Annotated in this window: 21 protein-coding genes; 9 read left to right on the top strand and 12 right to left on the bottom strand. The window is 61.8% G+C overall.

Translation table 11 applies throughout. The features are described 5' to 3' along the window. Positions 1 to 12: 12 nt before the first annotated feature. On the bottom strand, positions 13 to 1,467 hold the full coding sequence (locus tag R3C98_RS00685) for an efflux transporter outer membrane subunit (protein WP_371312185.1): 1,455 nt from the start codon (positions 1,465 to 1,467) through the stop codon (positions 13 to 15). Positions 1,468 to 1,678: 211 nt separating this feature from the next. Between R3C98_RS00685 and R3C98_RS00680 the strand changes: the two genes are divergently transcribed. Beyond that, the gene (locus R3C98_RS00680; RefSeq protein WP_371312184.1) at positions 1,679 to 3,076 is read left to right on the top strand and encodes an ATP-binding protein; all 1,398 of its coding nucleotides are present in this window, start codon (positions 1,679 to 1,681) and stop codon (positions 3,074 to 3,076) included. A 9-nt stretch (positions 3,077 to 3,085) separates the two neighbouring features. Here R3C98_RS00680 and R3C98_RS00675 read toward each other — a convergent pair whose 3' ends face one another. The 5 genes from R3C98_RS00675 to R3C98_RS00655 all read right to left on the bottom strand — a co-directional run bounded on the left by R3C98_RS00675 (position 3,086) and on the right by R3C98_RS00655 (position 7,146). Continuing rightward, positions 3,086 to 3,388: a hypothetical protein gene (locus R3C98_RS00675; protein WP_371312183.1), complete on the bottom strand. Its 303-nt coding sequence runs from the start codon at positions 3,386 to 3,388 to the stop codon at positions 3,086 to 3,088. A gap of 143 nt (positions 3,389 to 3,531) precedes the next feature. Beyond that, positions 3,532 to 4,341 carry a copper resistance protein B gene (locus R3C98_RS00670; RefSeq protein ID WP_371312182.1) on the bottom strand — a complete coding sequence of 270 codons (810 nt, stop codon included), beginning with the start codon at positions 4,339 to 4,341 and terminating at the stop codon, positions 3,532 to 3,534. Next, the gene (locus R3C98_RS00665) at positions 4,341 to 6,281 is read right to left on the bottom strand and encodes a copper resistance system multicopper oxidase (RefSeq protein WP_371312181.1); all 1,941 of its coding nucleotides are present in this window, start codon (positions 6,279 to 6,281) and stop codon (positions 4,341 to 4,343) included. Before R3C98_RS00665 ends, R3C98_RS00670 begins: the two co-directional genes overlap by 1 nt. A 75-nt stretch (positions 6,282 to 6,356) precedes the next feature. Then, positions 6,357 to 6,761, bottom strand: a complete 405-nt coding sequence (locus R3C98_RS00660; protein ID WP_371312180.1) for a hypothetical protein — start codon at positions 6,759 to 6,761, stop codon at positions 6,357 to 6,359. A gap of 97 nt (positions 6,762 to 6,858) precedes the next feature. Further along, on the bottom strand, positions 6,859 to 7,146 hold the full coding sequence (locus R3C98_RS00655) for a DUF2218 domain-containing protein (protein WP_371312179.1): 288 nt from the start codon (positions 7,144 to 7,146) through the stop codon (positions 6,859 to 6,861). Positions 7,147 to 7,342: 196 nt separating this feature from the next. Here R3C98_RS00655 and murI point away from each other — a divergent pair, with 196 nt between their 5' ends. Continuing rightward, entirely contained in the window at positions 7,343 to 8,212 is an 870-nt protein-coding gene (gene murI / locus R3C98_RS00650; RefSeq protein ID WP_371312178.1) for a glutamate racemase, read from the top strand. Here murI and R3C98_RS00645 read toward each other — a convergent pair. Beyond that, the gene (locus R3C98_RS00645; protein ID WP_371312177.1) at positions 8,158 to 9,351 is read right to left on the bottom strand and encodes a type III PLP-dependent enzyme; all 1,194 of its coding nucleotides are present in this window, start codon (positions 9,349 to 9,351) and stop codon (positions 8,158 to 8,160) included. The two genes, murI and R3C98_RS00645, sit on opposite strands and share 55 nt — an antisense overlap. A gap of 277 nt (positions 9,352 to 9,628) precedes the next feature. Between R3C98_RS00645 and R3C98_RS00640 the strand changes: the two genes are divergently transcribed. Beyond that, on the top strand, positions 9,629 to 10,753 hold the full coding sequence (locus R3C98_RS00640) for a substrate-binding domain-containing protein (protein ID WP_371312176.1): 1,125 nt from the start codon (positions 9,629 to 9,631) through the stop codon (positions 10,751 to 10,753). Here the strand turns inward: R3C98_RS00640 and R3C98_RS00635 are convergent. Beyond that, positions 10,748 to 12,007 carry a glycosyltransferase family 4 protein gene (locus R3C98_RS00635; protein WP_371312175.1) on the bottom strand — a complete coding sequence of 420 codons (1,260 nt, stop codon included), beginning with the start codon at positions 12,005 to 12,007 and terminating at the stop codon, positions 10,748 to 10,750. The two genes, R3C98_RS00640 and R3C98_RS00635, sit on opposite strands and share 6 nt — an antisense overlap. 122 nt (positions 12,008 to 12,129) lie before the next feature. Between R3C98_RS00635 and putA the strand changes: the two genes are divergently transcribed. Next, positions 12,130 to 15,264 (top strand): bifunctional proline dehydrogenase/L-glutamate gamma-semialdehyde dehydrogenase PutA, encoded by a 3,135-nt coding sequence (putA, locus tag R3C98_RS00630; RefSeq protein WP_371312174.1) that lies wholly within the window; start codon positions 12,130 to 12,132, stop codon positions 15,262 to 15,264. A 9-nt stretch (positions 15,265 to 15,273) separates the two neighbouring features. Next, complete coding sequence (locus tag R3C98_RS00625) at positions 15,274 to 16,134, top strand: DUF3298 domain-containing protein (protein ID WP_371312173.1); 861 nt, start codon at positions 15,274 to 15,276, stop codon at positions 16,132 to 16,134. Between the two features lie 25 nt (positions 16,135 to 16,159). Here the strand turns inward: R3C98_RS00625 and R3C98_RS00620 are convergent, their stop codons facing one another. From R3C98_RS00620 to R3C98_RS00605, 4 genes are all read right to left on the bottom strand, one after another. Beyond that, the gene (locus R3C98_RS00620) at positions 16,160 to 17,734 is read right to left on the bottom strand and encodes a sulfatase-like hydrolase/transferase (RefSeq protein WP_371312172.1); all 1,575 of its coding nucleotides are present in this window, start codon (positions 17,732 to 17,734) and stop codon (positions 16,160 to 16,162) included. 195 nt (positions 17,735 to 17,929) lie between these two features. Further along, entirely contained in the window at positions 17,930 to 18,325 is a 396-nt protein-coding gene (locus R3C98_RS00615; protein WP_371312171.1) for a DUF6265 family protein, read from the bottom strand. Positions 18,326 to 18,571: 246 nt separating this feature from the next. Beyond that, on the bottom strand, positions 18,572 to 19,003 hold the full coding sequence (locus R3C98_RS00610) for a PaaI family thioesterase (RefSeq protein ID WP_371312170.1): 432 nt from the start codon (positions 19,001 to 19,003) through the stop codon (positions 18,572 to 18,574). Further along, on the bottom strand, positions 19,003 to 19,482 hold the full coding sequence (locus R3C98_RS00605) for a PaaI family thioesterase (RefSeq protein WP_371312169.1): 480 nt from the start codon (positions 19,480 to 19,482) through the stop codon (positions 19,003 to 19,005). Before R3C98_RS00605 ends, R3C98_RS00610 begins: the two co-directional genes overlap by 1 nt. A 90-nt stretch (positions 19,483 to 19,572) precedes the next feature. Here R3C98_RS00605 and R3C98_RS00600 point away from each other — a divergent pair, with 90 nt between their 5' ends. The 4 genes from R3C98_RS00600 to R3C98_RS00585 are packed head-to-tail and all read left to right on the top strand — an operon-like array spanning position 19,573 to position 22,881. Next, complete coding sequence (locus tag R3C98_RS00600; protein WP_371312168.1) at positions 19,573 to 20,904, top strand: flavin-containing monooxygenase; 1,332 nt, start codon at positions 19,573 to 19,575, stop codon at positions 20,902 to 20,904. Next, positions 20,901 to 21,572, top strand: a complete 672-nt coding sequence (locus R3C98_RS00595) for a peptidoglycan DD-metalloendopeptidase family protein (protein ID WP_371312167.1) — start codon at positions 20,901 to 20,903, stop codon at positions 21,570 to 21,572. Before R3C98_RS00600 ends, R3C98_RS00595 begins: the two co-directional genes overlap by 4 nt. A gap of 26 nt (positions 21,573 to 21,598) precedes the next feature. Next, positions 21,599 to 22,186: a hypothetical protein gene (locus R3C98_RS00590; protein WP_371312166.1), complete on the top strand. Its 588-nt coding sequence runs from the start codon at positions 21,599 to 21,601 to the stop codon at positions 22,184 to 22,186. Further along, the gene (locus R3C98_RS00585) at positions 22,183 to 22,881 is read left to right on the top strand and encodes a DUF6498-containing protein (protein WP_371312165.1); all 699 of its coding nucleotides are present in this window, start codon (positions 22,183 to 22,185) and stop codon (positions 22,879 to 22,881) included. Before R3C98_RS00590 ends, R3C98_RS00585 begins: the two co-directional genes overlap by 4 nt. Positions 22,882 to 22,884: the final 3 nt, after the last annotated feature.

Below are 22,884 nucleotides of genomic sequence, written 5' to 3'. Positions count from 1 at the left end.
CACTCCTGGGGCTTACTCTGCGGCGGCTGCGGCGGGCGTCGTTTCGGTCGTGGCGGTCTGGACCGGGAGGCCGCCGCCGAGGGCGATGTGATAGGCAATACGGTTGGTGGCGCGGTTGGCGCGGACCGAGATCAGCTGGCTTTCTGCGGTCAGCCGACGTGTCTGGGCGTCGATCAGGTTGAAGATCGTCAGTGTGCCGCTGGTCGTGTACTTGCGAAGGGCAAGATCCTCGGCCAAGCGGGCTTCTTCAAGCGCGCGCGCCTGCGCTTCTTCCTGGTCGGCGAGGTATTTGTCTGCGGCGAGGGCGTTTTCAACATCACCCCAGGCGGATAGTGCCGCGCTTGCATAGTTTGCAACAGCAGCTTCGGCCTGTGCGACGGCAGCGTCGCGTTGGGCATCAAGGCGTCCGCCCCTGAAGATCGGCGCAATGAGGTTAGCCACAAGTCGGGCCGCGATCCGTTCCGGGTCGAACGCGTCAGCAAGGTCGCTTTCGCTGGTCGACGCGCTGGCCGACAGGACGAAGGACGGCATCATGGCGAGCCGGGCGGATTCAGCGCGCATACCTGCTGCTTCGATCCGTGCCTCCGACGCGGCAATATCCGGCCGGCGCGACAGCAGAAGGGCGGGGTTGCCTTCCGGCTCCAGCGGACCAAGCGTCGGAATTTCTGCCGACGCAGCGATCTCTGCCGCCGGGTAGCGGCCAAGAAGAATTTCAAGGCGGCGCGCCGCTTCACCGGTGAATTGCCGGCGGGTCGCGATCGCCGCTTCGGCATTTGCAAGCGCCGAACGGGCGGTCCGAACGTCGAGCGCATCGACGAGTCCGCGCTGGAAGCGTCGCTCGGTCAGCAAGCGCACGCGGTCGCGGGCGTCGTAGGTCAGCTCGGCGACGCGTTCCTGCGCCAGCGCCTCGTTCAGATTGATCCAGGCAATGGCCGTCTGGGCGGCGAGCGACAGCTCTGCTGCTGCGAGATCGGCGTCCGAGGCGGCATAATCAGCCTCTGCGGCATTTACCGATGCGCCGATGCGGCCCCAGAGGTCGAGTTCCCAGCTGGCATCGAGGCCGACGCCATAAAATTCGCTATCAACCCGGTCTGTTCCCGTGGCGGTCTGCACGCCGGTTGAAGTCGCGCCGGCGGTTACCGAGGCATCGAAGCTGGGTCGGCCGGCTGACCGTGCTGTGCGGGTTGCGGCTTCTGCTGCCCGCATGGCGGCGGCGCGGGACTTCAGGGACGGATTGTTTTCGAGTGCCTCAGACACCAGTGACTCCATCACCGTGTCATTGAACTGGCTCATCCAGTCGCCTTTGGGCGCCTTTCCGGCAACACCTGTGGCCGACCAATCTGCCGGTGCATCAGGTGCTTGCGCAAAGAAATCAACGCGTTCGCCTGCCAAACCGCCAATATTTGCCGGAGAAGAGGCGCACGCTGCAAGAATTGCTGTGCCCGCGAAGAGGATTGATCGTTTCATGCCTTAGGCATTGCTCCTGTCTGTATCTGCAGTGCGTTACGCGGGCTCTACTCGACTGTCAATGAGAAATTATCGAAAATCAATAATTACATGCAGGTTAAGCTTTCACGCTGGGGAAGGGTTGCGTTCATGCAGGGCTTGGCATCTTTCCGATGTCGCGATAGCGCCTAGAACCTATGTGAGCATGGAAGAGGTCCGGCCTGAAAACGGCATGAGTGAAGCGCTGATCAATTCGACGAACAAGGGCGCCGAAAAAGGCGTCAGGCGCGCAACAACATTGCGGGTCCGAGACTTTGTTGTGCTCATTTCGTGTTTCGCGGCGGTGCTGGTTCTGCTTCTGGTGACAGGTTCCATCGGCTTCGTTGAAGCCGCTGCGGCACTGATAGCCGCTGGTGCCGTCGCCTGGGCCTACTATGTCGGATCGGCGACCGTCATACCGGCGTCCACCGTGACCGACGGCGCGCCCGACAATGTCATGCCCAGCCCTTCGACAGCGTCCATCCCGCTCAAGGCGCTGCCATTGCCTGCCTTCGAGATCGATTTTGACGAGCGGATCGTTGCCTTCAATGCCGAGGCGGAGGACATCCTGCGCCTCGATAACCGGGTCCGGCCGCGTGCTTCGACGGTCATCCGGTCGCCCGCGCTGCTGTCCGCGATCGAAAAGGCTATTCATACCAAGGTTGATGCCCCGCTGGCGGTGGATGTCGATGCGGGCCCGAATGAAACCTGGCGTGCGCATGTCTCCCGGCCGCTGGACGCCGGCCGTGTGCTGATCGTCCTGGAAGACCTGACGCCGCTGCGCCGTGCCGCGCGCGCGCGTTCGGACTTCATCGCCAATGCCAGCCACGAACTGCGTACACCGCTGACGGCGCTCTCCGGATTCATCGAAACAATGCGCGGCCCGGCAAAGGACGACACGGAAAGCTGGGGCCGGTTTCTGGACATCATGGCGGTCGAATCGGAACGCATGTCGCGCCTGATTTCTGATCTCCTTTCCCTGTCCCGGATCGAGTCGTCCGAACAGGTCGCGCCGCGTGATCAGGTGGACATGCAGGATGTGATGGGCTCCGGCGCAGCCGCGCTTGAGGGGCTTGCGGATGAGCGCGGCGTCCTGCTGGACGTGTCCGGCATCGACACGCCGCTGCCGGTGATCGGCAACCGGGACGAGTTGATCCAGGTGGTCGAGAACCTGATTTCCAATGCAATTAAATATTGCCGCAAGGGTGGGGCTGTGCGCGTCACCTATGGCTTCGCCGCCGATACGGTCGAGGCACGCGCGAAAGCCGGTCAGGCGTGGGACGACAGTGAGCGGATGACGCTGCTTCAGTCAGTGAACCGTCCGGGGCCGGGCGAACCGGCTGTCTGGGTTCGGGTCGAGGATGAAGGCCCGGGGATCGAGCGCCAGCACCTGCCGCGCCTTGGCGAGCGCTTTTACCGGACCGACCAGAGCCGGGGCGGCAAGATTACCGGTACCGGGCTTGGCCTTGCCATTGTGAAACACATCATGGCGCACCATCGCGGCGGCATGGCGGTGGAAACGGTGATGGAGAAGGGGTCTGCCTTCGGAGTCTGGCTGCCGGCAATGCGCCGCAAGCCGGAAACAGAGTAGACGCGCGCTTTATTCCGCGGTCGCAGACCGGTGATGCGCGTCGAACCAGTCGGTCATCAGGTCGCCCGGCATGCGGCCGAGGTCACGGTACCAGGCCGGCATGTTCTGCAGCATCTCTGCCGTATCGCCCCAGCGGCGCAGGTTGACGTCAGCGGCGGCATGGAAGGCATCGCGCAGGCGGTTTTCGTCCAGCGGTTCGAAACCGCTCATCCCTGTCAGGCCGGCGAGGCTCTTCTGCATGACCAGCGTGGTTTCGAGCGTGGCAGCCGCAACGGAGAGCGTCGCGCGCCAAGGCATGAGCCAATATTCCATCAGTCCGGTATCCTTTTCTTGACTGGACAGTACGCCTCTATGCTGCATTGCACAACAAGGCTCATGCCATAGGCGATGCAGAACCCTTTAATTCAAATGAATCAAAGGGTTCTGAGGCGTTGATTCAGTCTGGACAGGCCGGGTCAGTACCAGGTGCGGATGCCAGTGACGAAACGCGTGTCGTCAGCTTCCCCGCCGGCGGCCTTGATCCTGTCTGCCGTGCTGCCGAAGGCGCTCTGGTATTTGATACCGATATAGGGAGCGAATTCCCGGCGGATTTCATAGCGCAGGCGCAGACCAGCCTGAATGTCTGTCAGGCCTGAGCCGAGATCCCGTTCCGGAATATCCTGCGCCGAGAAGTTCGCTTCCAGCCGGGGTTGCAGGATCAGCCGATTGGTCAGCAGCAGCTCGTATTCGGCCTCGAAACTGGCGGTCAGGTCACCTGACTCACTCAGGAAAGCCGCGCCGTCCACTTCGAACCAGTAGGGGGCAAGGCCCTGAACGCCGAGCACGGCATGGGCCTGACCTTTCGGCTCGAAATCGTAGCGCACGCCCGTTTGCAGGTCGAAGTAGCGCGATATGGCGCGGGACCAGAGCAGCTGGACTTCAGCTTCTTCAAGGTCGCTGTCCTCGAAGGAATATTCTCCTTCGGTTTTCAGCCAGATCTTGTTGACGTCGCCGCCATACCAGGCGTCGGCATCCCAGACGCCGGTGGTTTCCCCGTCAGAGGACTGAGCTTCCAGACGGTCGAACCGGACCATGGCGAAGGCTGTGTTGCCCGAATGCGATTGGGCATGCGCACGGGCGGCATCCATCTCGGCCGGGTCGAAATAGGCATCGGCCTGCGACCAGGGCTTGTCCTCTGAGGAGGCACCAGGATGGTCATGCGTCTGGGCCGAGGCGCTGGCGGCAATGGTGAGTGCGGCGAACGCGGAAAAGAGTGTTCTGCGCATCACTTCATCTCCCCGTGCTTGTCATGGCCCATGGCAGAATGGTCCATCATGTCGTGATCCATTGGCAATTCCTGTTCCATGGGCATGTCATGACCCATCACCTCATGGTCCATTTTCTCGTGATCCATGTGCTCATGATCCATCGGTAACTTGTCCTTAGACGGCAGGACGGAGACGACCTGCATCATGCCGGCATGCATGTGGTAGAGCAGGTGGCAGTGGAACGCCCAGTCGCCAACATGATCGGCCGAAACGTCGAAGGACAGCTTCTCTCCCGGTTTCACGATCACTGTGTGCTTGCGGGGTTTGTGATCACCGCCGCCGTTCACGAGATCGAAGAACATGCCGTGCAGATGGATCGGGTGCGGCATCATCGTGTTGTTGATCAGCGTCACGCGCAGGCGCTCGCCTTCATGGAAGATGATGGGCTCCGTCACCTCTGAGAATTTCACCCCGTCGAAACTCCACATGTAACGTTCCATATTGGAGGTGAGGTGGATCTCCATTTCACGGCCGGGCGGACGCAGGTCCGGATTTCGGGTGAGGCTCCTCAGCTGGGAATAGCGCATCACGCGATGGTCCACGTCTTCAAGCCCGATGCCTGGTTCATCGAGACGGCTCATCGGCATCATGGCGATGTTGGCGACCCCGGGGCCGCGTTTGATGTCCTTTTTCACTACCGGCCAGCTGGCATCTTCCGTCATGCTGTGTCCGGAATGGTCCATGGCCATATCGCCCATATCGTGGCCACCCATGTCGTGGCCCATGGCGGCGTGATCCATTTCGGAATGATCCATCCCGCTCATGTCCATGTCACCATGGCCCATGGAACCATGATCCATGCCCATGTCCTTCATGGTCAGGGTCGGGACGGCGCGCAGAGCAGGGGGCTCGGCGCGCATACCGGGTTGGGGCCAGAAAGTGGCGACCGCCTGACCGGACCGGTCGATGCTTTCGGCAACGAAGGCATAGGCGCGTTCGTCCTTCGGCTCGATGAGCACGTCGTAGGTCTCTGCGGGGCCCATCTGGAATTCATCGACTTCCAGCGGCTGAACATTCAGGCCATCGGCGGACACGATCGTCATCGGCAGGCCCGGCAGCCGGACATTGAATATCGTCATGGCCGAGGCATTGATGATCCGCAGGCGCACGCGCTCGCCCGGCTTGAAGATGCCGTTCCAGTTGTCGGCGGTCGAATGGCCATTAATCAGGTAGTGATAGGTCGCGCCCGTCACGTCCGCGATGTCTCGCGGCGACATCCGCATCTGGCCCCACATGGCGCGGTCGTCCCATGCCGCACCGAGGCCGCGCGCCTTCGCATCCTTCAGGAAGTCGCCGACCGTGCGTTGCTGGTAATTGTAGGCATCGCTCATTTTCTTGAGCTTTGCGAAGATCCGGTACGGGCTTTCGAAGCTCCAGTCGGACAGGACCAGCACATATTCCCGATCGAAGCTGACCGGGTCATGATGGTGCGGATCGATGATGAGCGGGCCGTAGAGACCTTCCTGCTCCTGCAGGCCGGAATGGGAATGGTACCAATAAGTCCCCGATTGGGGTACGGCATATTTGTACGTGAACGTTTCACCTGGCCGGATGCCGGGGAAGGTGACGCCCGGCACGCCATCCATCTGGAAAGGGACAAGCAGGCCGTGCCAGTGAATGCTGGTGTCTTCCTCCAGCGTGTTGGTCACGTTTAGCGTAATCTCGTCGCCTTCGCGAAAGCGGATCAGTGGTGCGGGCAACGTGCCATTGATGCCGACGGCTTCACCAGCGCGTCCGTCAATGCGCACTGGGAAGCGCCCGACGGAAAGGTTGAATTCTGTAGCGGTCTCTTTGGGGAGGCCGGTATTGCCGTCGCTGGCGCTGCGCGCCCAGGCGGGCAACAGGGATGAAAGACCGAACAGGGCGCTGCCCTGCAGGAATAGTCTTCGGCTGAACATGGAAGAATACCTTCTGAAGTGAGGGGGGGCGGCATCATCGGCGGGCGCGCAAAGGCACAGCTCACCGGGCCGGTCTCAATTCAGGAGGCGGGTTTTCAGCTGGAGCGGCGTCAGGCGCGGCGGGCCGGACGCCTGGTAGAGCCTGTATTTCGGCGGTTTCAGGGGCGGGGCCGAAACCCTCAGGGCATCGGCGGGCATGAACAAGACCGGGGCCGTGCTGACCGGCAGGGCCGGTGCCGCCATGGCCTGAGGGACCTGCGCGATCAGGTCATAGTCAGCATTGCAATGCGGGCAGGCCGATTTGTCGTGATACGGCGCTTCGGTCTCGTCGCAGGCATGTCCGGCGGGCATGCTGTGCGTCATCTCCATGGCAGCCGGTGCGTGTGCCTGTGCTTGCGGCACGTCACAGGCGCAGAGCGCCTGCTGGGCCGCAAAGAACAGGGCAAGGCCTGCCAGGAAGAAGGATCTCAAAATGATCATGCGCACTGCCTGCAGAACGGTCCGGTGATCCGGACAGTTACCGGGACAGAGATAAGCATGATTGGAGCGGGGTTCAAAATAACATTGCTGCGCAATGTCACTCCGGCAGGCGGGACCAGTGGAAGCTCAGCGGGCCTTCGCGATGGGCGAAGCGGTTAAGGTGGTCGGCCACGACGGTCTCGAGTTTATCGACATCAGCGCGCGGCGTTTCGATGGTCGCCTTCAGGCTGTCCCGCTCGGCCGACAGGTAGCAGCGCGCCTTCCCGAAATCGATGATACGGGTGCCGGCATCTTCGGTCACATCGAATTTGTGTCCCCAATGCCTGGCCAGCTGGATGATGTATTTCTCGGCATGAGCTGTGGGGATGAGGGCGCTTGTGATCATGGGTGTAGCTCGCAATTGATAATCATTCGCATTGTATTGAGTGCAGGCGCCGCTCGTCTACACCCCTCTTGTCATAAGACCCATGCGCCTTTCAGATGACCACCGGCCGATACGGCATCGACGCGCGCTGGCCTTGAGAAATTGACCCGAATTCTGCCCCGTTTTCGCCGCTCGCGAATGCGAATAGGTTTGCATCATGCCTGAGACCCTGCCCGGCAATTTCGTTCCGTCTCCCGCCCGCGGGCGGGTGCTCGTCTTCGATTCCGGAGTAGGGGGCCTGACCGTGGCGGAAGAGATTGGCGCGCTCGGCCCTGCGCTGGGCGTACACTATGCCGCCGATTCCGGTTTCTTTCCCTACGGTGACAAATCCGACGAGGCGCTGCGGGAGCGGCTGCCGAAAGTTGCGAAGGCGTTGTGCGACCGGGTGAAACCGGACGTGTTCGTCATCGCCTGCAACACGGCCTCGACACTGGCACTGTCTGACGTGCGCGCCGTGCTTGATATCCCGGTCGTCGGCACGGTACCGGCAATCAAGCCCGCGGCCCAGCTCACCCGCACCGGCACAGTCGGCTTGCTGGCAACACCGGGCACGATCCGCCGGGCCTATACGTCGGAACTGATCGAGAAGTTCGCCGGCAATTTGCACGTCATCATGCATGGCAGTATCGAGCTTGTCCGCCTGGCTGAAGCGCATGCCCGCGGCGAGGACATCCATATCGACCGGTTTGCCGAAGTGCAGGCGCCCCTGTTCGAGGTGCCGGGCGGGGAGAAGATCGATACGGTCGTGCTTGCCTGTACGCATTTTCCGCTCGTGCGCGGCCAGCTGATTGCCAGCGCGCCCCAGCCGGTCAGCTATGTCGACTCAGGCGCCGCGATTGCGCGCCAGACGATCCGTGTGCTGCCGGTAGAGACCGAGGCGCGCGGCATCGGCGGCCAGGCCTTCCTGACCAGCAATCCGGAGGACGAGGCGGATCTCGCGCTCGTCCTCAGGCGATACGGTTTTCCGGAACTTCAGCGGGTGGCTCTGGACCCGATGGACACGACTTCGGCACCGACCGACCCGTAGAGGCTCGGCCACGGGGCATCCTGCACTTCCACAACTTCGGTTTCGCCGAAGCCGTTGAAGCGGCTGGACATCGCACGCCCATAGGCGCCGAGGTTGCCGAATTCGATATAGTCGCCTTCGGTCAGGCCGGCCGGCAGCATGATCTCTTCCGGGAACTTGTCGGTCGAATCGCAGGTCGGGCCGTACACGGTGTAAGCCGTCATGCCGTGCAGCTTGCGGCCGTCGCCGGAAATGGCTCGTTTCGGGAAATTCCAGCGTTCGTGCACGGCATCGTAGAGGGCGCCATAGGAGCCGTCATTGATGTAGAGCGCGCCGTCTTTTGCCAGTTCGACACGGCACAGCAGGCTTTCCGATTCTGCACAAAGCGCACGGCCCGGCTCGCACCACAGCTCAGCGTTTTCGAGAACGAACATGTTTTCGAAAGAGGCTTCGACCATGGCGGCATAAGCGTCCAGCGAAGGCGGGGCATTGTCCGCATAGATCGACGGGAAGCCGCCGCCGACATCGACGATGTCAACCGTAACACCCGCGGTAATGATGATGCGGGAGACGTCGGCCATGGCGGTTGCCCAAGCCGTCGGCTGCATGGCCTGGCTGCCGACATGGAACGACACGCCGAGTTCGTCGGCATGGCGGCGGGCTTCGCGCAGGATCTCTGCTGCATCATCCGCGCCTGCGCCGAACTTGCCGGCCAGCGGCAGGGCCGCGCCGTCGCAGGAAACAGCGACGCGCACGATGATCGTCAGGTCCTTGGCGTAACCGGTTTCCTCGAGGATCTTGTTCAGTTCCGCCATCGTGTCGGTGACGAAGATCCGCACGCCAAACTCTTTGTAGGCACGGGCAATGGCACGGCGGTTCTTCACCGGGTGCAGGAACGCGATACGTGCTTCGGGGAACCGTGTGCGGATCAGTTCGACTTCCGTGTCGGAGGCGCAGTCAAAGCTGCGCACGCCGCCGGCCCAGAGGGCGTCCAGCACGTGCTCGCCAGGGTTTGCTTTCACGGCATAGAAGGGCTCGGCCGAGAAGGACTCGCGGAACCATTTTGCGGCCGCGCTGACGCGCTCCGGACGGAAACACCAAATAGGCAGGTCCGGCTGGGACTCACGTACAACATGAATTGGGGTAGCATAAGTGTGCATGACACCTAACCTCCAAAGGGCTTTTAACCAGCTTTGGGCGTTAGTACGGGGGCCCCCACCGAGTGGGTTAGCGCAGAGTGTCCGCCACATCTCTATATTTCGAGGGGGCATTTAGGGGACAATCGCCGGGCGTGCAAGGAAAATTTTCCCCCAAGGCTGAAATTTTTCACGAAACATTCTTCCTTGCGGCCTGTAGCGGTCGTTGGAGACGTCCTACCTTGTTTGGCGCCGGCCCGGATTCCGGATAGAGGCAGGCGCAACTGGGAAAGAATGAAGCATGACACGCGCGCCTCATCCGGCCATTGCCTCCATCTTTGCTGCTGCGGCCCTGATGCTGGCCGCCGCATGCGGCCGGACGGATTTGTCCGAACTGGAGGTGGGCGACCGGATCGTCACACCATCCATCACCGGGGCGGGTGTCCAGAAGATCAGGATCGTCGGCTCGTCGACGGTTTCGCCTTTCGCGACAGCCGTGGCCGAACAGTTCGGTGCCGTGACCGAATGGCCAACCCCTATTGTCGAGACGACCGGGACAGGCGGCGGTTTCAAGGCCTTTTGCCTTGGCACCGGGCCGTCGCAGCCATCCATCTCGGATGCCTCGCGACCGATCAAGGCAGGGGAGCGGGCGCTTTGCGCCTCGAACGGCATCAAAAATCCGGCCGAGATCCGCGTCGGCTATGATGGCATCGTGATCGCCAATTCCAAGGCAGGGCCGGACTTCGACATCACCAAGGCTGAGCTCTACCGCGCGCTCGCCATGGACCTCCCGGATGGCGAGGGCGGTTTCGTGGCCAATCCATACAAGTCATGGAGCGATGTCAGCCCGTCGCTGCCCGATGAACCGATCCTCGTTTTCGGTCCGCCGCCGACATCCGGCACGCGTGATGCCTTTGTGGAACTCGGCATGGAGCACGGCGCGTTTGAAGACCCGCAAATGGCGGCCCTTCGCGAAGAGGATGAGACTGCGTTCCTGCAACGTGCCCGGACGATCCGTACCGATGGTGCCTGGATCGATTTCGGCGAAAACGACGCCGCTGTGGTCCAGGCCCTCACAAAGACGCCGACCGCGATCGGTATTCTCGGCTTTTCCTTCCTCGAGCAGAACTCAGACCGTGTGAAAGCCGGACTCCTGTCAGGCGTTTCCCCGGATTTCATGCACATCAAGGATGGCGACTACGGCCTCTCCCGCATGCTCTTCATCTATGTGAAGCGGGAAAATCTCGGGGTCGTGCCGGGGATTGCCGAGTTCGTGCAGGAGTTCGTATCGGATGGCGCGATGGGGCCGGACGGCTACCTGCTGGACAAAGGCCTGATCCCGCTGACCGACGAAGATCGCGCACTGGAACAGGTCAGGGCCGCTGGCCTGAAGGCTCAGACAATGGACCAGGACGGCAGTCTATGATTTCTCGTCCGGTTCGTTGGAAGGTTCGGGCGCTTCCTTTGGCTTTGGGCTAAGGTCCAGCAATGGCGGGATGACAAGCTCCAGCGGCTTCTTGCGGCGGCGCAGGCGGATTTTCTGCCAGAACCGTTTCCTCGCCGGAGCTGGCAAGGGCTGCAGGTTTTCGATGAAAGCTTCGGCGCAGGCCTGCCAGCTATAGCCTTCGGCATATTTGCGGCAAGTGTCCCGGTCGAGGTCGAGGCAGGCGACGGCGCCGGCGGCGAGGTCTCCGTCGACCGGTGTGATCGTGCCGGCTTTCGATCCGGGGATCACATCCCGCGGGCCGGTCGCATCATAGGCGGCCACCGGTGTACCCGACGACATGGCTTCCAGCACAACGAGGCCGAACGTATCGGTGAGGCTCGGGAACACGAAGACATCGGCGCTGGCATAGACCGTGGCCAGATCTTCATTGAAACGGGCGCCGAGGAATTTGACTTCCGGATAACGCTTCTTCAGTTCCTCGCGTTGCGGGCCGTCGCCGACGATCACCTTGGTCCCCGGCAGGTCCAGTTCGGCGAAGGCTTCAATATTCTTTTCCACCGCTACACGTCCGACATTCAGGAAAATCGGGCGCGGCAGACCTTCGAATGGATCGCCCGGCTCGCCTTCCTCGATCCGGCGGGACGGGTGGAAGAGGTCGGTATCCACCCCGCGGCCCCAGGCGACGAGATTGATGAATTTTTTGTCCCGCAGCTCCTCCACCATGGATGGCGTCGGGACCATGACCTTGCCCGAATATTTATGGAACCAGCGCACAAAATTGTAGCCCAAGGAAATCGGGATGGGCAGGCGGGCGGAGACATATTCCGGGAAGCGTGTGTGATAGGCAGTGGAGAAGGGGTGTTTGATTTTCAAGCACATGGCGCGGCCCGCCATGCCCAGAGTGCCTTCCGTTGCAATATGGATCGCGTCAGGTTCGAATTCGTTGAACCGCTCCTCGATCTCGCCGCGCGCAAACAGGGCCAGCTTGATTTCCGGATAGGTCGGCAGCGGCATGGTCATGAAGCCCTGGCCGGGATGTACGATCTCCCATTCGTGGCCCATCGCCTCGGATTCGGCGATGACACGCTTCATGGTGCGCACGACGCCATTGACCTGGGGGTCCCAGGCGTCTGTCACGAGCATGATCCGCATGTGGACTCCCATCAATGCCACGCAGCCGTGCGCAACATGGCGGGCTTGGGCCGTATGGTAAAGGCCTGAAACGCTGTCCACTGCCCTCGCAACCGGACGCTGGAGGCGATATAGATTTTCCCTGAATTCGATGGAACCCGCATAAGACCTGCCCCATTGATGGGTTTTTGTGCGGAAATCATTGCCATAAGGGAGCCCTATTTATGTCCGACACCCTTGCCGCCACGCACTTCGTCTGGGACGCGCTCGACTCCAATAAATTTGTGGACGAGGAAGCGCTGCTGGATGATCTCCTGAAGGAGATGCCCGTCAGTGACGAGTTGAGGCAGTCGGCCATGCGCCGCGCGCTGGACCTGGTTGAGACAGCGCGGGCGACCGGGCGGCGCAAGGGGATGATGGAAAGTTTCCTGGAGGAGTTCGGCCTTTCGAACGCCGAGGGTCTTGCCCTGATGTGTCTCGCCGAAGCATTGCTGCGCGTGCCGGACGCGGAAACCCGCGACGATCTGATCGCCGAAAAAATCCGCTCCGGAAACTGGGGCGCACATCAGGGCCAGTCGGAATCCTGGCTGGTCAATGCCTCCACCTGGGGCCTCATGCTGACGGGCCGCGTCATCGGCGTCCCGGCGGCGGCCAGAAAGGGGCCGGGCCAATTCGTTTCCAGCCTCGTGCGCGAAAGCGGGGAGCCGGTGATCCGCGCTGCCATGATGCAGGCAATGCGCATCATGGGTGAGCAGTTCGTCCTTGGACGGAACGTCAAGGACGCGCTGAAACGTGGCGGCCGCATGGTGCGCCAGGGTGATGCGGCGCATTTCAGCTTCGATATGCTGGGGGAGGGTGCCCGCACCGCCGCAGATGCCGCGCGCTACCTTAAGGCCTACCAGGACTCGATTGAACAGGTAGCCGCCAACACGGACAAGTCCATTCCGCCGGAATCCTCGAATGGCGTGTCCGTGAAACTGTCCGCACTTCACCCGCGCTATGAGGCGGTCAACGAAGAGCGCGTGATGGCTGAAATCTATCCGGGCCTTCTGGGACTTTGCCAGCAGGCAGCGAAAGCGAATATCGGGCTTTGTCTCGATGCGGAGGAGGCCGACCGGCTGGTCCTGTCGCTGAAACTGTTCGAAAGCCTTGCGCGCGAACCGTCGCTGAAGGGCTGGATCGGGCTCGGCATTGCCGTTCAGGCTTACCAGAAGCGCGCCCGCGGCGTGATCGAGAAGCTGAAACAGCTGGCAGGCGACACGCGCCAGCGTTTCATGGTGCGCCTCGTGAAGGGGGCCTATTGGGACAGCGAGATCAAGCATGCCCAGGTCGAAGGCTTCCCGAACTTCCCGGTCTTCACCACCAAGCAGGGGACGGACTTCCACTACCTTGCCTGTGCCAAACAGCTGCTGGAGGCGAGCCCCGTGCTCTATCCGCAGTTTGCGACGCACAATGCCCATACGCTGGCGACGGTGGACCTGATGGCGGAGTCCATGGGCGTCACCGCGTTCGAATTCCAGCGCCTGCACGGCATGGGCGAGGCGCTTTACGGCGCGGCGAAAGCCGGCAATCGCGTGCGGGTCTATGCGCCCGTCGGGGCGCACAAGGATCTCCTGCCTTACCTCGTCCGCCGCCTGCTGGAAAATGGCGCGAACACCAGTTTCGTGCATTCCTTCCTCGACCCCGACGTGCCGGCCGAACAGGTCGTCGCCGATCCGATCACCAAGGTCGAGGCCGGTCCGCGCCGGCATCCGCGCATCCCGACGCCGCCGCGCCTTTACGGGCCGGAACGTCGCAACTCCTCCGGCATGGACCTGTCGCAGCAGAGTGTGCGTGACGACATCGCCGGTGCGATCCGCATCTTCCGCGACAGCCCGGCGATCGCCGCAGGCGCTATTGTCTCCGGCAAGCCTGACACCGGTGGCGGACAGCTCTGCCGCGTGCCGTTCCATACGGAAACCGTGCTCGGCGCCTGCAAGGAGGCCAGCGAAGACGAGATCGACCGGGCTCTCGATGCGGCCGTCAAATTCCAGCCGGACTGGGACAAGCTGGGCGGGCCGCAGCGGGCGTCCCACCTGCGCGCCATGGCCGAAGCGCTCGAAGGCAACGCACCGCGCCTCATCGCCCTGATGGCACGCGAGACCGGCAAGACGCTGAATGACGGCATCGCTGAAGTGCGCGAGGCGGTCGACTTCCTGCGCTACTACGCCATGGGCGCCGAGAAAGACTTTGCCGCGCCGGTACGCCTTCCGGGGCCGACGGGGGAGACAAACCATCTGTCCCTGCACGGACGGGGCGTGTTCTGCTGCATTTCCCCATGGAACTTCCCGCTGGCCATCTTTACTGGCCAGATTGCCGCTGCGCTCGCCGCTGGAAACACGGTCGTGGCCAAGCCCGCCGAACAATCCCCGCTGATCGCGTTCGAGGCGGTGAAGATCTTCCAGAAGGCCGGATTGCCAGTGGACGCGCTGCACTTGCTGCCCGGCAGGGGAGAAACCGTTGGGGCGAAGCTGACGTCAGACCTGCGCGTATCCGGCGTCTGCTTCACCGGCGGGACGAACACGGCCCGCCTCATCAACCGCACCCTGGCAGAGCGCGACGGGCCGATCATCCCCCTGATTGCAGAAACCGGCGGCCTTAATGGCCTGTTCGTGGATACGACCGCCCTTCGCGAGCAGGTGCTGGATGACATGATCATGTCCGCCTTCGGGTCGGCAGGCCAGCGCTGCTCCGCACTTCGTGTGGCCTTCCTGCCCAAGGCGACGGCCGACCACCTTATCGACGGCCTGATCGGTGCCATGAACGAACTGAAGCTGGGGGACCCGGCCCAGCCGGATACAGACATCGGCCCTGTCATCGACGCGGAATCCCGCGACATGCTGCAGGCCCATCTCAACGACATGAAGTCGCGCGCGAAACTGCTGCACCAGGTCGATGCCGGCCTCATCGGGACGGAAGGCTACGGCTTCGGCCCGGCGCTGGTGGAACTCTATTCACTCGATCAGATCACGGAAGAGAAGTTCGGACCGATCCTGCATGTCATCCGCTACGATCCGGACGATATCGACGAAGTGGGCGCCAAACTCCATGCCAAGGGTTATGGCCTCACACTGGGTGTGCATTCGCGCCTCGACAGCTTCTACAAGGAAGTCCGCGAGGCCTGCCCGGTGGGCAACACCTATGTAAACCGGTCGATGATCGGCGCCGTGGTGGGCGTCCAGCCGTTTGGCGGGGAAGGCCTTTCCGGTACAGGCCCCAAGGCGGGCGGGCCGCATTATCTTCATCGCTTCGCCGCAGAAAGGGCGCTGACCGTGAATATCACGGCACAGGGTGGTGACGCCGAACTGCTCAGCCTGTAGAGAATAGCGATGAAACACGCCCTGCTTCTGTCCGCCGCGCTGATGATGGCGATTCTCCCCGGTGCCTGCGGACAGGCAGGCGAAACGGACGAACCGCCGGGTGCTGCGGTGCAGGTCGCCGGTGAAGGAGAGGTGTCGCACAATCCGGAAGTGACCAGCACGGCGGACATGCCGCGCTTCCTGTTGGTGGACAATGACACGCTGAAGGCCGATGTCCGTTTCGAGGAGGAGGTCTTCTCGCTCAATCCGGTCATCGCGGCAGACCTCATCGATGATGCGAATGGCCGGATCGAAGCCATGCAGGAAGATGCAGACACCTATCAGGCATCCGACCCGGAATATTTCCGGCCCTACGGCCTGAAGATCGACTGGCGCGTCACAGGTGTTGCCGGAACGCTGGCCGGACTGGAAGGGTTCATTTTCACTTTCACCGGCGGCGCGCATGGCAACTACATGACCGACGCGCGGATCTACAACACCGAAACCGGCAAGCGGCTGCGGGCTGGGGATCTGTTCGCCGACAAGGCTGCCGCGATCACCGCGCTGTCCCCGGATGTCTTTAACGCCATTGCATCAGCCAAGGTGGAACGCAGCGGATCCCCCGAAGGCCGGGAGACGTTCCTCGGTGAGGCAAAGGATGCGCTGGACGGAACCGGCCTCCTGTCAGGAGAGGTCAGTCTCGTCGCCTCAACGGAAGAGGGCAGGCTGGGCGGCATCGTCCTGCACTATGCGCCCTACGAAATCGGTTCGTATGCGGAAGGAGCTTATCACATCACCCTGCCTCAGGCCGAATTTCATGACCTTTTGAAGCCGGAATATGCGGACCTGTTCGGCGGAGCGCCGGCAGACATCCAGCGCTTCGGCGACTGAGGCTCAGCTCTCCGGCGCTTTGCCCCTAACCTTGTGTGAAGCTGTAGATGTCGCCCAAGCTCCCATATTCCTGGCCTTCATCCCGTCCGATCTCTTTCTCGATCAGGGCATTCGTCATGTCGTTGAGGCGCACCAGCTCATCCTTCATCGCTTCCGCATCGCAGGCGAGATTCGTCAGCTCGTGGGGATCGTCATCGACCTCGTAGAGTTCCAGATCGTTCCGCGCCACGAGGTCCTCGAAGGTGCGGGGCAAGTGGTGGTCGGCGGGGGCGAAATAGCGGGCGAACTTGTACTTGCCGTCGAACACGCCGCGATGCAGGCGCCGCTTCGACAGGTCGAAACTGCCATCCCTGAACCGGGCCCAGGGGTAGGTGACACCGAGGTTGAACAAGTGTCCGCGCGTGTCGCGCTCCGTGCGCAGGTCTGGATTGGCGACCACGCCGCTCGTGTCGATGCCGACGAGGTCCGGGAAGTTCTCCTCGGTCCAGGCTTCATCGCGGCCCGCCAGACCGAGTAATGTCGGGGCGATGTCGACGGCGCTCACCAGGGCCTGCGTTGTCTGTCCGCCGGTGACATCCGGATGGACGATGACCAGCGGCACATTTGTTTCCTCGCGGTAGATGGTACCGCACTTCTGGCGCATGCCATGTGCGCCGGCCCGTTCGCCATGATCGGTCGTGAACACGATGATCGTGTCCTCCATCTGGCCGGACCGCTCCAGCGCCCAGAGCAGCGTCTCGATATGTTGGTCCACGTCGCGGATGCAGTTGAAATAATAGTTCCGGAACTGCTTCCAGGCTGCCTCGTCGTTCAGCGGCAGATCACCGAAGGTGAACTCGTTTTGCTTGAGGATGGCCTTGTGCGCCTCCGGCTTGGTCGACAGGTCGTCCCTGAAGAAGCTCTCCGGCAGATCGATTTTCAGGTCTTCGCCATAGAGGGGGTGGCCGGGTTCCGATTTGATCAGGCTCAGCAGTTTTGGAAAGCGCCGCGTCTCTGCCTGTTTGCCCGTTGCGTCGTAGAACATGATGTCGTGCGGGTTCACGTAATTCACTGCCATGAACCAGGGTTTGCCGCCGGTCTTGTCCGTCTCCGCGAATTCGCGAATCTGGGCCGCTGCATCTGCAGCCACGCCGACATCGTCGATATGCCCGGCCCAGGTCAGGCCTACGCTTTCGCCATCAAATCCGTAGTCGGAGAATCCGTATTCCTTCAGGGCGTCGCAGGTGTCAGGATAGATCATGCGCACTTCCTGGTTCCAGTCGCGCACGCCATTGATTGAGGACAGGTGCCACTTGCCCTTGTAGCTGCTGTAATAGCCTGCCGCGCTCAGCATGTGGCCAAGGGTCGGCATATCCGTCGGGAGGGCAGGGGCTTTCAGCGTGTCCGAGTTCTCGTAGACGCCGGTCAGCTGGGTGTGCTGCCCTGTATAGATGTTCGAGCGTGAGGGGCTGCAGGGCGTCGTGTTGACGTGATAGTTCACCAGATGCGTTCCGCGCTCCAGAAGGGCGCTGTGGCCCGGCAGCCGGTCCATGAACCCCTTCGGGAAAGTGGGGAAATTCATTTCCTGATCAGTCATGATGAAGAGGATATTATTTGGCATTCCCGTTTCTCCGCCTTTTCTTTATCGACATCCCTCTACAACGGCAGGTAGCAGGCGGGGTTTAGTAACCCTGCCAGAAACCGGGCGCCGAACTGAGGGGATGATTGGTTCCGACGTTCTCTTAGACAAACCAAACTGTCAAGTAGGATGACGGTTTGGCTGCCGGGGTCGCGGTGGCTGGAAGCGACTTGCGCCTCAACCCTCGCACCGCCGGAAGGCGAAGCCCTGGCCTTTCGAGCCGTCGATCAGCGAAATCTCGGCGGTCATCCGGTCGCCCTCGCGGGCATAGCGGATACGCTGGGGGTAATTATGGCTGGCGTTTGCGAAGATGATGTAGTCATCACCCCGCTCGATCTCGGCGAAGGGGGAAGGGCCCTTGCCAGCCGGATAGGCGTTGAACGTGTAGGCCTCGCCAGGATCGATGCGGGACTGTTCGAAGAAGGTGACCGTTTCACCCTTCAGGGACATGGCATAGCCGAAGAGGTAGCCATGATCCGGCGCTGACCAGACTTCGCGATAGTCTCCGTCGGCGTTCTCCCAGCAGCCGCTGATCCAGCCCAAAGGGTGATCGCTTGTCGCCGTTGGCGCCATCACGCAGCCTCCCAGGAGGAGGCAGGCAGCCAGCGCGCGCATCATCGCATGCCTTGAAATGCAAATTGGCGAGTCACGGCGTCCCCCTCTGAGCCTCAAGTTTCAGAATAGGTGCTCTGCTGAAGGATAGGCAATAGCGAAAAGGGCCCGGCCCGGGACGGGAAAAGCGGGCCGGTATACATGGTCTTTAAATGGTCCGTACATGGTGTTCTTCATTGCCCGGAGAGGGGACTTATCCACCCCCCCTCAGTCGGCGCTCACCTTGAAGTGCGCCAGCAGGCTGGTGACCGGTTTTGACCGCTCGTCCTGCCAGGCTTCGGCTCGGACGGAGCACATGCGCCGGCCCATCTTGGTGATGGTCGCGCGGGCAAACGTGTCCTTGGCATGGCCCTGGCGAAGATAGTCGATCGTGATGTTGATCGGCCGCGGCGGGCGTTCCAGATGCTCGGTCACGAGGTAGACCTGCGCCATGGCGGTCAGCTCCAGGAAGGCAGCAATCGCGCCGCCGTGCAGCGCCTGGATCGTGAAATTGCCGATCAGCTTCTGCTGGAACGGCATGATGGCCGTCATCTCGTCGCCCATGACTTCACAGCGCATGCCGATTTCCTGAGCGAAGGGCGTGCGGCCAAGGAAGGCCTGCACCTGTTCGGCGCGGGAGGGGAGAAGTTCGTCTGCCATTAGAACGCCCTCAGCGACTCGACCGAGCGCGGCTTGTTAATGGCAAAGGCGCCTGCGGCGGTGGCGATCACCTTGTCCCGGCTCTCATGATAGGCCCAGGCATGGGTGAAGCAGACATTGCGGGTGATGTGGTAGCATTCCGCCTCGCCCAGAATTTCCCGTTGCGGCTCGGCGGGGCGCATATAGTCGATGCGCAGGTCGAGCGTGGAGACGAAGCGGGCCTTCTCCAGAGAAGAACTCGCTGCCATGCCGGAAAGGTTGTCGAGGAAGGACGTCAGCACGCCGCCATGGATAACGCCGGTGTCCGGGTCGCCCACAAGGCGCTCCTTCCAGGGCTGAACGCCCCAGACGCGGCCTTTTTCCAGCTTCGTGACGCGGAAGCTCATCCGGCGTCCCCACGGGATTCCGCCAGTCATGATGTCCAGATTTTCGCCCATGACCTGCCAGGGTTCGAGAGTTGGCGTGGCGTCATCTTCCATATGGGGCCTCATTCATTTGACCTGCCTTTTGCCTCGGATAACATCCGCAAGGGCGAGAACATACATATGACCTGAGGTCAGGAGGAAACAATGGCATTTGAGGGAACGGGCAAGCCGAAGACCTGCATTATCGGAGCAGGGTGCTCGGGCTTTACGATGGCGAAGCGTCTGAAAGACCGGGGCCTGCCCTATGATTGTTTCGAAATGTCGGACGATATTGGCGGGAACTGGTACTACAAGAATCCGAACGGCGCCTCGTCCTGCTACCAGTCACTGCACATCGACACGTCGAAATGGCGCCTTGCCTTCGAGGACTATCCCGTGCCGGAGGACTGGCCGGATTTCCCGCACCACGCCCAGCTGCTGCAGTACTTCCACGACTATGTGGATCATTTCGGCCTGCGCGACACGATCACCTTCAACACGGCCGTCACCAATGTCGAAGACCTGCCGGGTGGCCGCTGGAAGGTGACGCTGTCGACCGGTGAGTCGCGGGAATATGATGCCGTGGTCGTTGCCAACGGCCACCACTGGGATCCGCGCACGCCCACTTATCCCGGGCATTTCGATGGTTACCAGGTTCACTCCCACAACTATACCGACCCGTTCGAGCCCTACGACTTCCGCGGCAAGCGCGTGATGATCGTCGGGGCAGGGAACTCGGCGATGGACATCTCGTCGGAACTGTCCCAGCGCCCGCTGGCGGAGAAGCTGTTCATCTCCATGCGCCGGGGCGTCTGGGTGATGCCGAAATACATGGATGGCAAGCCGGCCGACAAGGCGGTGCTGCCAGCCTGGATGCCCGCGAGCCTCGGGCGCAAGCTCGCACGGAAAAAAATCAAGAAAACCATCGGCATGATGGAAGATTATGGCCTGCCGAAACCGGACCATGAGCCGCTGGAGGGCCATCCGTCTGTCTCCGGCGAGTTCCTGACGCGCGTCGGCTGCGGCGACATCACGCCGAAACCCGGCATCGAGAAGCTGGACGGCGACGGTGTCGTCTTTACCGACGGCACCCGCGAGAAGGTCGACGCGATCGTCTGGGCGACGGGCTACAATGTGACTTTCCCCTTCATCAAGCAGGACGACCTGACCCCGAAGGACAATGTCTTCCCGCTCTACAAGCGAATGGTGAAGCCTGGCCGCGAGACAATCTATTTCCTCGGCCTCGCCCAGCCGCTGCCGACGCTCGTAAACTTTGCCGAGCAGCAGTCCAAACTGGTGGCCGCGGCGATTGATGGCGAGTACGCTTTCCCCGATGCTGCCGAAATGGAGCGCGTTACGGTTGCGGACGAGAAGGAGCACCTCGGGCACTTCTACGATAGCCCGCGCCACCGCATGCAGGTAGACTTCAACCTCTACTGCCGGGACCTCTTGAAGGAGATCGAAAAGGGCATGAAACGCGCGAAAGTGACCGCATGAGGCAGCTGCTGGGGGCTGCACTCACACTTGTATTCCTTGCCGGCTGCGCCTCTTCGCCGGCCCCGACACAGGTGCGGACCTATACGCCGCCACCGGGGCCGCCGCAGGTCTCTGCGGCACAAGGCAGCTTCCAGCCGAACGCCTATCTCCGCTCCTGCGGGGGTATCTACGTCACTAACGCGCCGCCCATGGACCGCGATTTCTGGGTGACCGATTACAAACCGATCATCGTCGTCGGCTCTGTTGTTCTGGCAACGGCGCCGGCAAACGATGTGTGCCTCTCGTCGGGTTTCGGCATCCGCTCCGCCCGGCGCCATGACGGGATTGACCTGCAATCCATTCCGGCCGGGCCGATTTACGCCGCAGCACCGGGGCGCATCCTCGAGGCGCGGGTTTCGACGGGTTATGGCAACATGGTGCTGATCGATCATGGCGGGGGGGTCTACACCCGCTACGCCCACCTCGCGCATTTTGCGGAAGGCGTCCGCGCTGGTGCGGAAGTGGGCTTCGGGCAGGAGATCGGCATGATGGGCAAGTCCGGCAATGCAACGGCCATTCATCTCCATTTCGAGATCCTGACCGGCAATTACAACAATCCGAGAGGGTCCAAAGGGTTGGCGCCCCGGAACCCTTTCGAGTTTCCGGCCTACGATCCAGCGGGTAGCTGATATAATAATGGGTGGAGGAACAAGACATGGTGAGGCGCTTATCGATCTGGGCCGTTGGCCTTGTCATTGCGGCTTGCGCACAAGCCCCGGCGGTACCGCCGCAGGCGTCAGCGCAAGAGACGCCGATCGCTGAATATGGCTTCGGCGTGCTGGCAGACCTTGCCGGGACACGCTGGCGTGGCGAACCCGGGGAGGCCGACAAGGAACACGGGCAGCCTGCGGACTATTCCGAATGGGACTGGGATCTTGGCGGCAGCGTACTGGTCAACCGTCACGTGCTGGAAGATGGCTCTTATGGCGGCGTGACCTATGTCCAGCTGTCACGAAAGCCGGGCGTGCTGGATTATGTCTACATCACCAGCGCGAACTTCCGTACTAGCGGAACGATGACTCTGAACGCAGACGGCAGCTGGACGGCTGAGGAGGACGTGAAGGGCTTGCCGCACATTCTGAAAGTGCGCTCGACAGGCCGGAGACATGCCGACGGCACAATGTCTGGCGTGTCGGAATTCCTGGGCGATGACGGCGAATGGACACCAGGACACAGCTTCACATATTCGCAGACGACGGCGCCTTTGCCGGATCTCGTTCCTTCTGGCAGCCCTCCGGAATGAACCGCTTTTTCGACCCTGACCTCTTTGCCCGGACATATCGGGATCCGCTGGCCTGGCTGACCCTTCTGGTCGACCTGTTGCCCATCATTGCGGTTGTGTTTTTTGGCTGGAAGGCCATGCCGCTGGTTGCGCTCTACTGGCTGGAAAACCTGGTCATCGGGGCATTCACCATCCTGCGTATGTTGGGAACGATTGCTGCCAATGCCCTGAACATCCCCATCGCGCTGTTCATGGTGCCGTTCTTCACGGTGCACTACGGCATGTTCTGCTTCGGTCATGGCATTTTCATCAGCGCTTTTGCAGGCGGGGATGTCGGCAGTGCCGCGCCCGGGTTTCACGGTATGCGAAGTCTGGTCGACTGGGCGCTTGGCACCGGCCCTTACATGTTGTGGTTCGTTGGTGCGATCATCCTCGTGAATGCGATCTTCTACCTGGTCGACTTCATCGGACGCGGCGACTTCCGGAACACGCAGCTGCCTGTGGAAATGTTCGCGCCCTATGGCCGGATCGTCACCCTGCATGTTGCGATCATTTTAGGGGCTGGCCTGATGCTGGCGTTCGGCCAGCCGCTGGTGGGGGTGTTGATCCTGATCTGCCTGCGCGTCGTGTTCGGCATGATCCTCAACATGCTTCGCCAACGGAAGATCGAGGGTGGCGGCAGCAAGCTCATGAATGCGGTCGCTGAAGCAGGGTAGGGC

The sequence above is a fragment of the Hyphomonas sp. genome (genome assembly GCF_041398465.1).
Classification (GTDB): Bacteria; Pseudomonadota; Alphaproteobacteria; order Caulobacterales; family Hyphomonadaceae; genus Hyphomonas.
This window is presented reverse-complemented; position numbering and strand designations above follow the sequence as displayed.

Bases quoted from the DNA above. Each gene is read 5' to 3' on its own strand.
- R3C98_RS00660 (WP_371312180.1), bottom strand. From the start codon at position 6,761: ATGATCATTTTGAGATCCTTCTTCCTGGCAGGCCTTGCCCTGTTCTTT.
- R3C98_RS00680 (WP_371312184.1), top strand. From the start codon at position 1,679: ATGAGTGAAGCGCTGATCAATTCGACGAACAAGGGCGCCGAAAAAGGC.
- R3C98_RS00615 (WP_371312171.1), bottom strand. From the start codon at position 18,325: ATGGCGCCAACGGCGACAAGCGATCACCCTTTGGGCTGGATCAGCGGC.
- R3C98_RS00640 (WP_371312176.1), top strand. From the start codon at position 9,629: ATGACACGCGCGCCTCATCCGGCCATTGCCTCCATCTTTGCTGCTGCG.
- murI (WP_371312178.1), top strand. From the start codon at position 7,343: ATGCCTGAGACCCTGCCCGGCAATTTCGTTCCGTCTCCCGCCCGCGGG.
- R3C98_RS00605 (WP_371312169.1), bottom strand. From the start codon at position 19,482: ATGGAAGATGACGCCACGCCAACTCTCGAACCCTGGCAGGTCATGGGC.
- R3C98_RS00595 (WP_371312167.1), top strand. From the start codon at position 20,901: ATGAGGCAGCTGCTGGGGGCTGCACTCACACTTGTATTCCTTGCCGGC.
- R3C98_RS00625 (WP_371312173.1), top strand. From the start codon at position 15,274: ATGAAACACGCCCTGCTTCTGTCCGCCGCGCTGATGATGGCGATTCTC.
- R3C98_RS00620 (WP_371312172.1), bottom strand. From the start codon at position 17,734: ATGCCAAATAATATCCTCTTCATCATGACTGATCAGGAAATGAATTTC.
- R3C98_RS00585 (WP_371312165.1), top strand. From the start codon at position 22,183: ATGAACCGCTTTTTCGACCCTGACCTCTTTGCCCGGACATATCGGGAT.
- R3C98_RS00670 (WP_371312182.1), bottom strand. From the start codon at position 4,341: ATGCGCAGAACACTCTTTTCCGCGTTCGCCGCACTCACCATTGCCGCC.
- R3C98_RS00685 (WP_371312185.1), bottom strand. From the start codon at position 1,467: ATGAAACGATCAATCCTCTTCGCGGGCACAGCAATTCTTGCAGCGTGC.
- R3C98_RS00600 (WP_371312168.1), top strand. From the start codon at position 19,573: ATGGCATTTGAGGGAACGGGCAAGCCGAAGACCTGCATTATCGGAGCA.
- R3C98_RS00675 (WP_371312183.1), bottom strand. From the start codon at position 3,388: ATGGAATATTGGCTCATGCCTTGGCGCGCGACGCTCTCCGTTGCGGCT.
- R3C98_RS00645 (WP_371312177.1), bottom strand. From the start codon at position 9,351: ATGCACACTTATGCTACCCCAATTCATGTTGTACGTGAGTCCCAGCCG.
- R3C98_RS00610 (WP_371312170.1), bottom strand. From the start codon at position 19,003: ATGGCAGACGAACTTCTCCCCTCCCGCGCCGAACAGGTGCAGGCCTTC.
- putA (WP_371312174.1), top strand. From the start codon at position 12,130: ATGTCCGACACCCTTGCCGCCACGCACTTCGTCTGGGACGCGCTCGAC.
- R3C98_RS00655 (WP_371312179.1), bottom strand. From the start codon at position 7,146: ATGATCACAAGCGCCCTCATCCCCACAGCTCATGCCGAGAAATACATC.
- R3C98_RS00665 (WP_371312181.1), bottom strand. From the start codon at position 6,281: ATGTTCAGCCGAAGACTATTCCTGCAGGGCAGCGCCCTGTTCGGTCTT.
- R3C98_RS00590 (WP_371312166.1), top strand. From the start codon at position 21,599: ATGGTGAGGCGCTTATCGATCTGGGCCGTTGGCCTTGTCATTGCGGCT.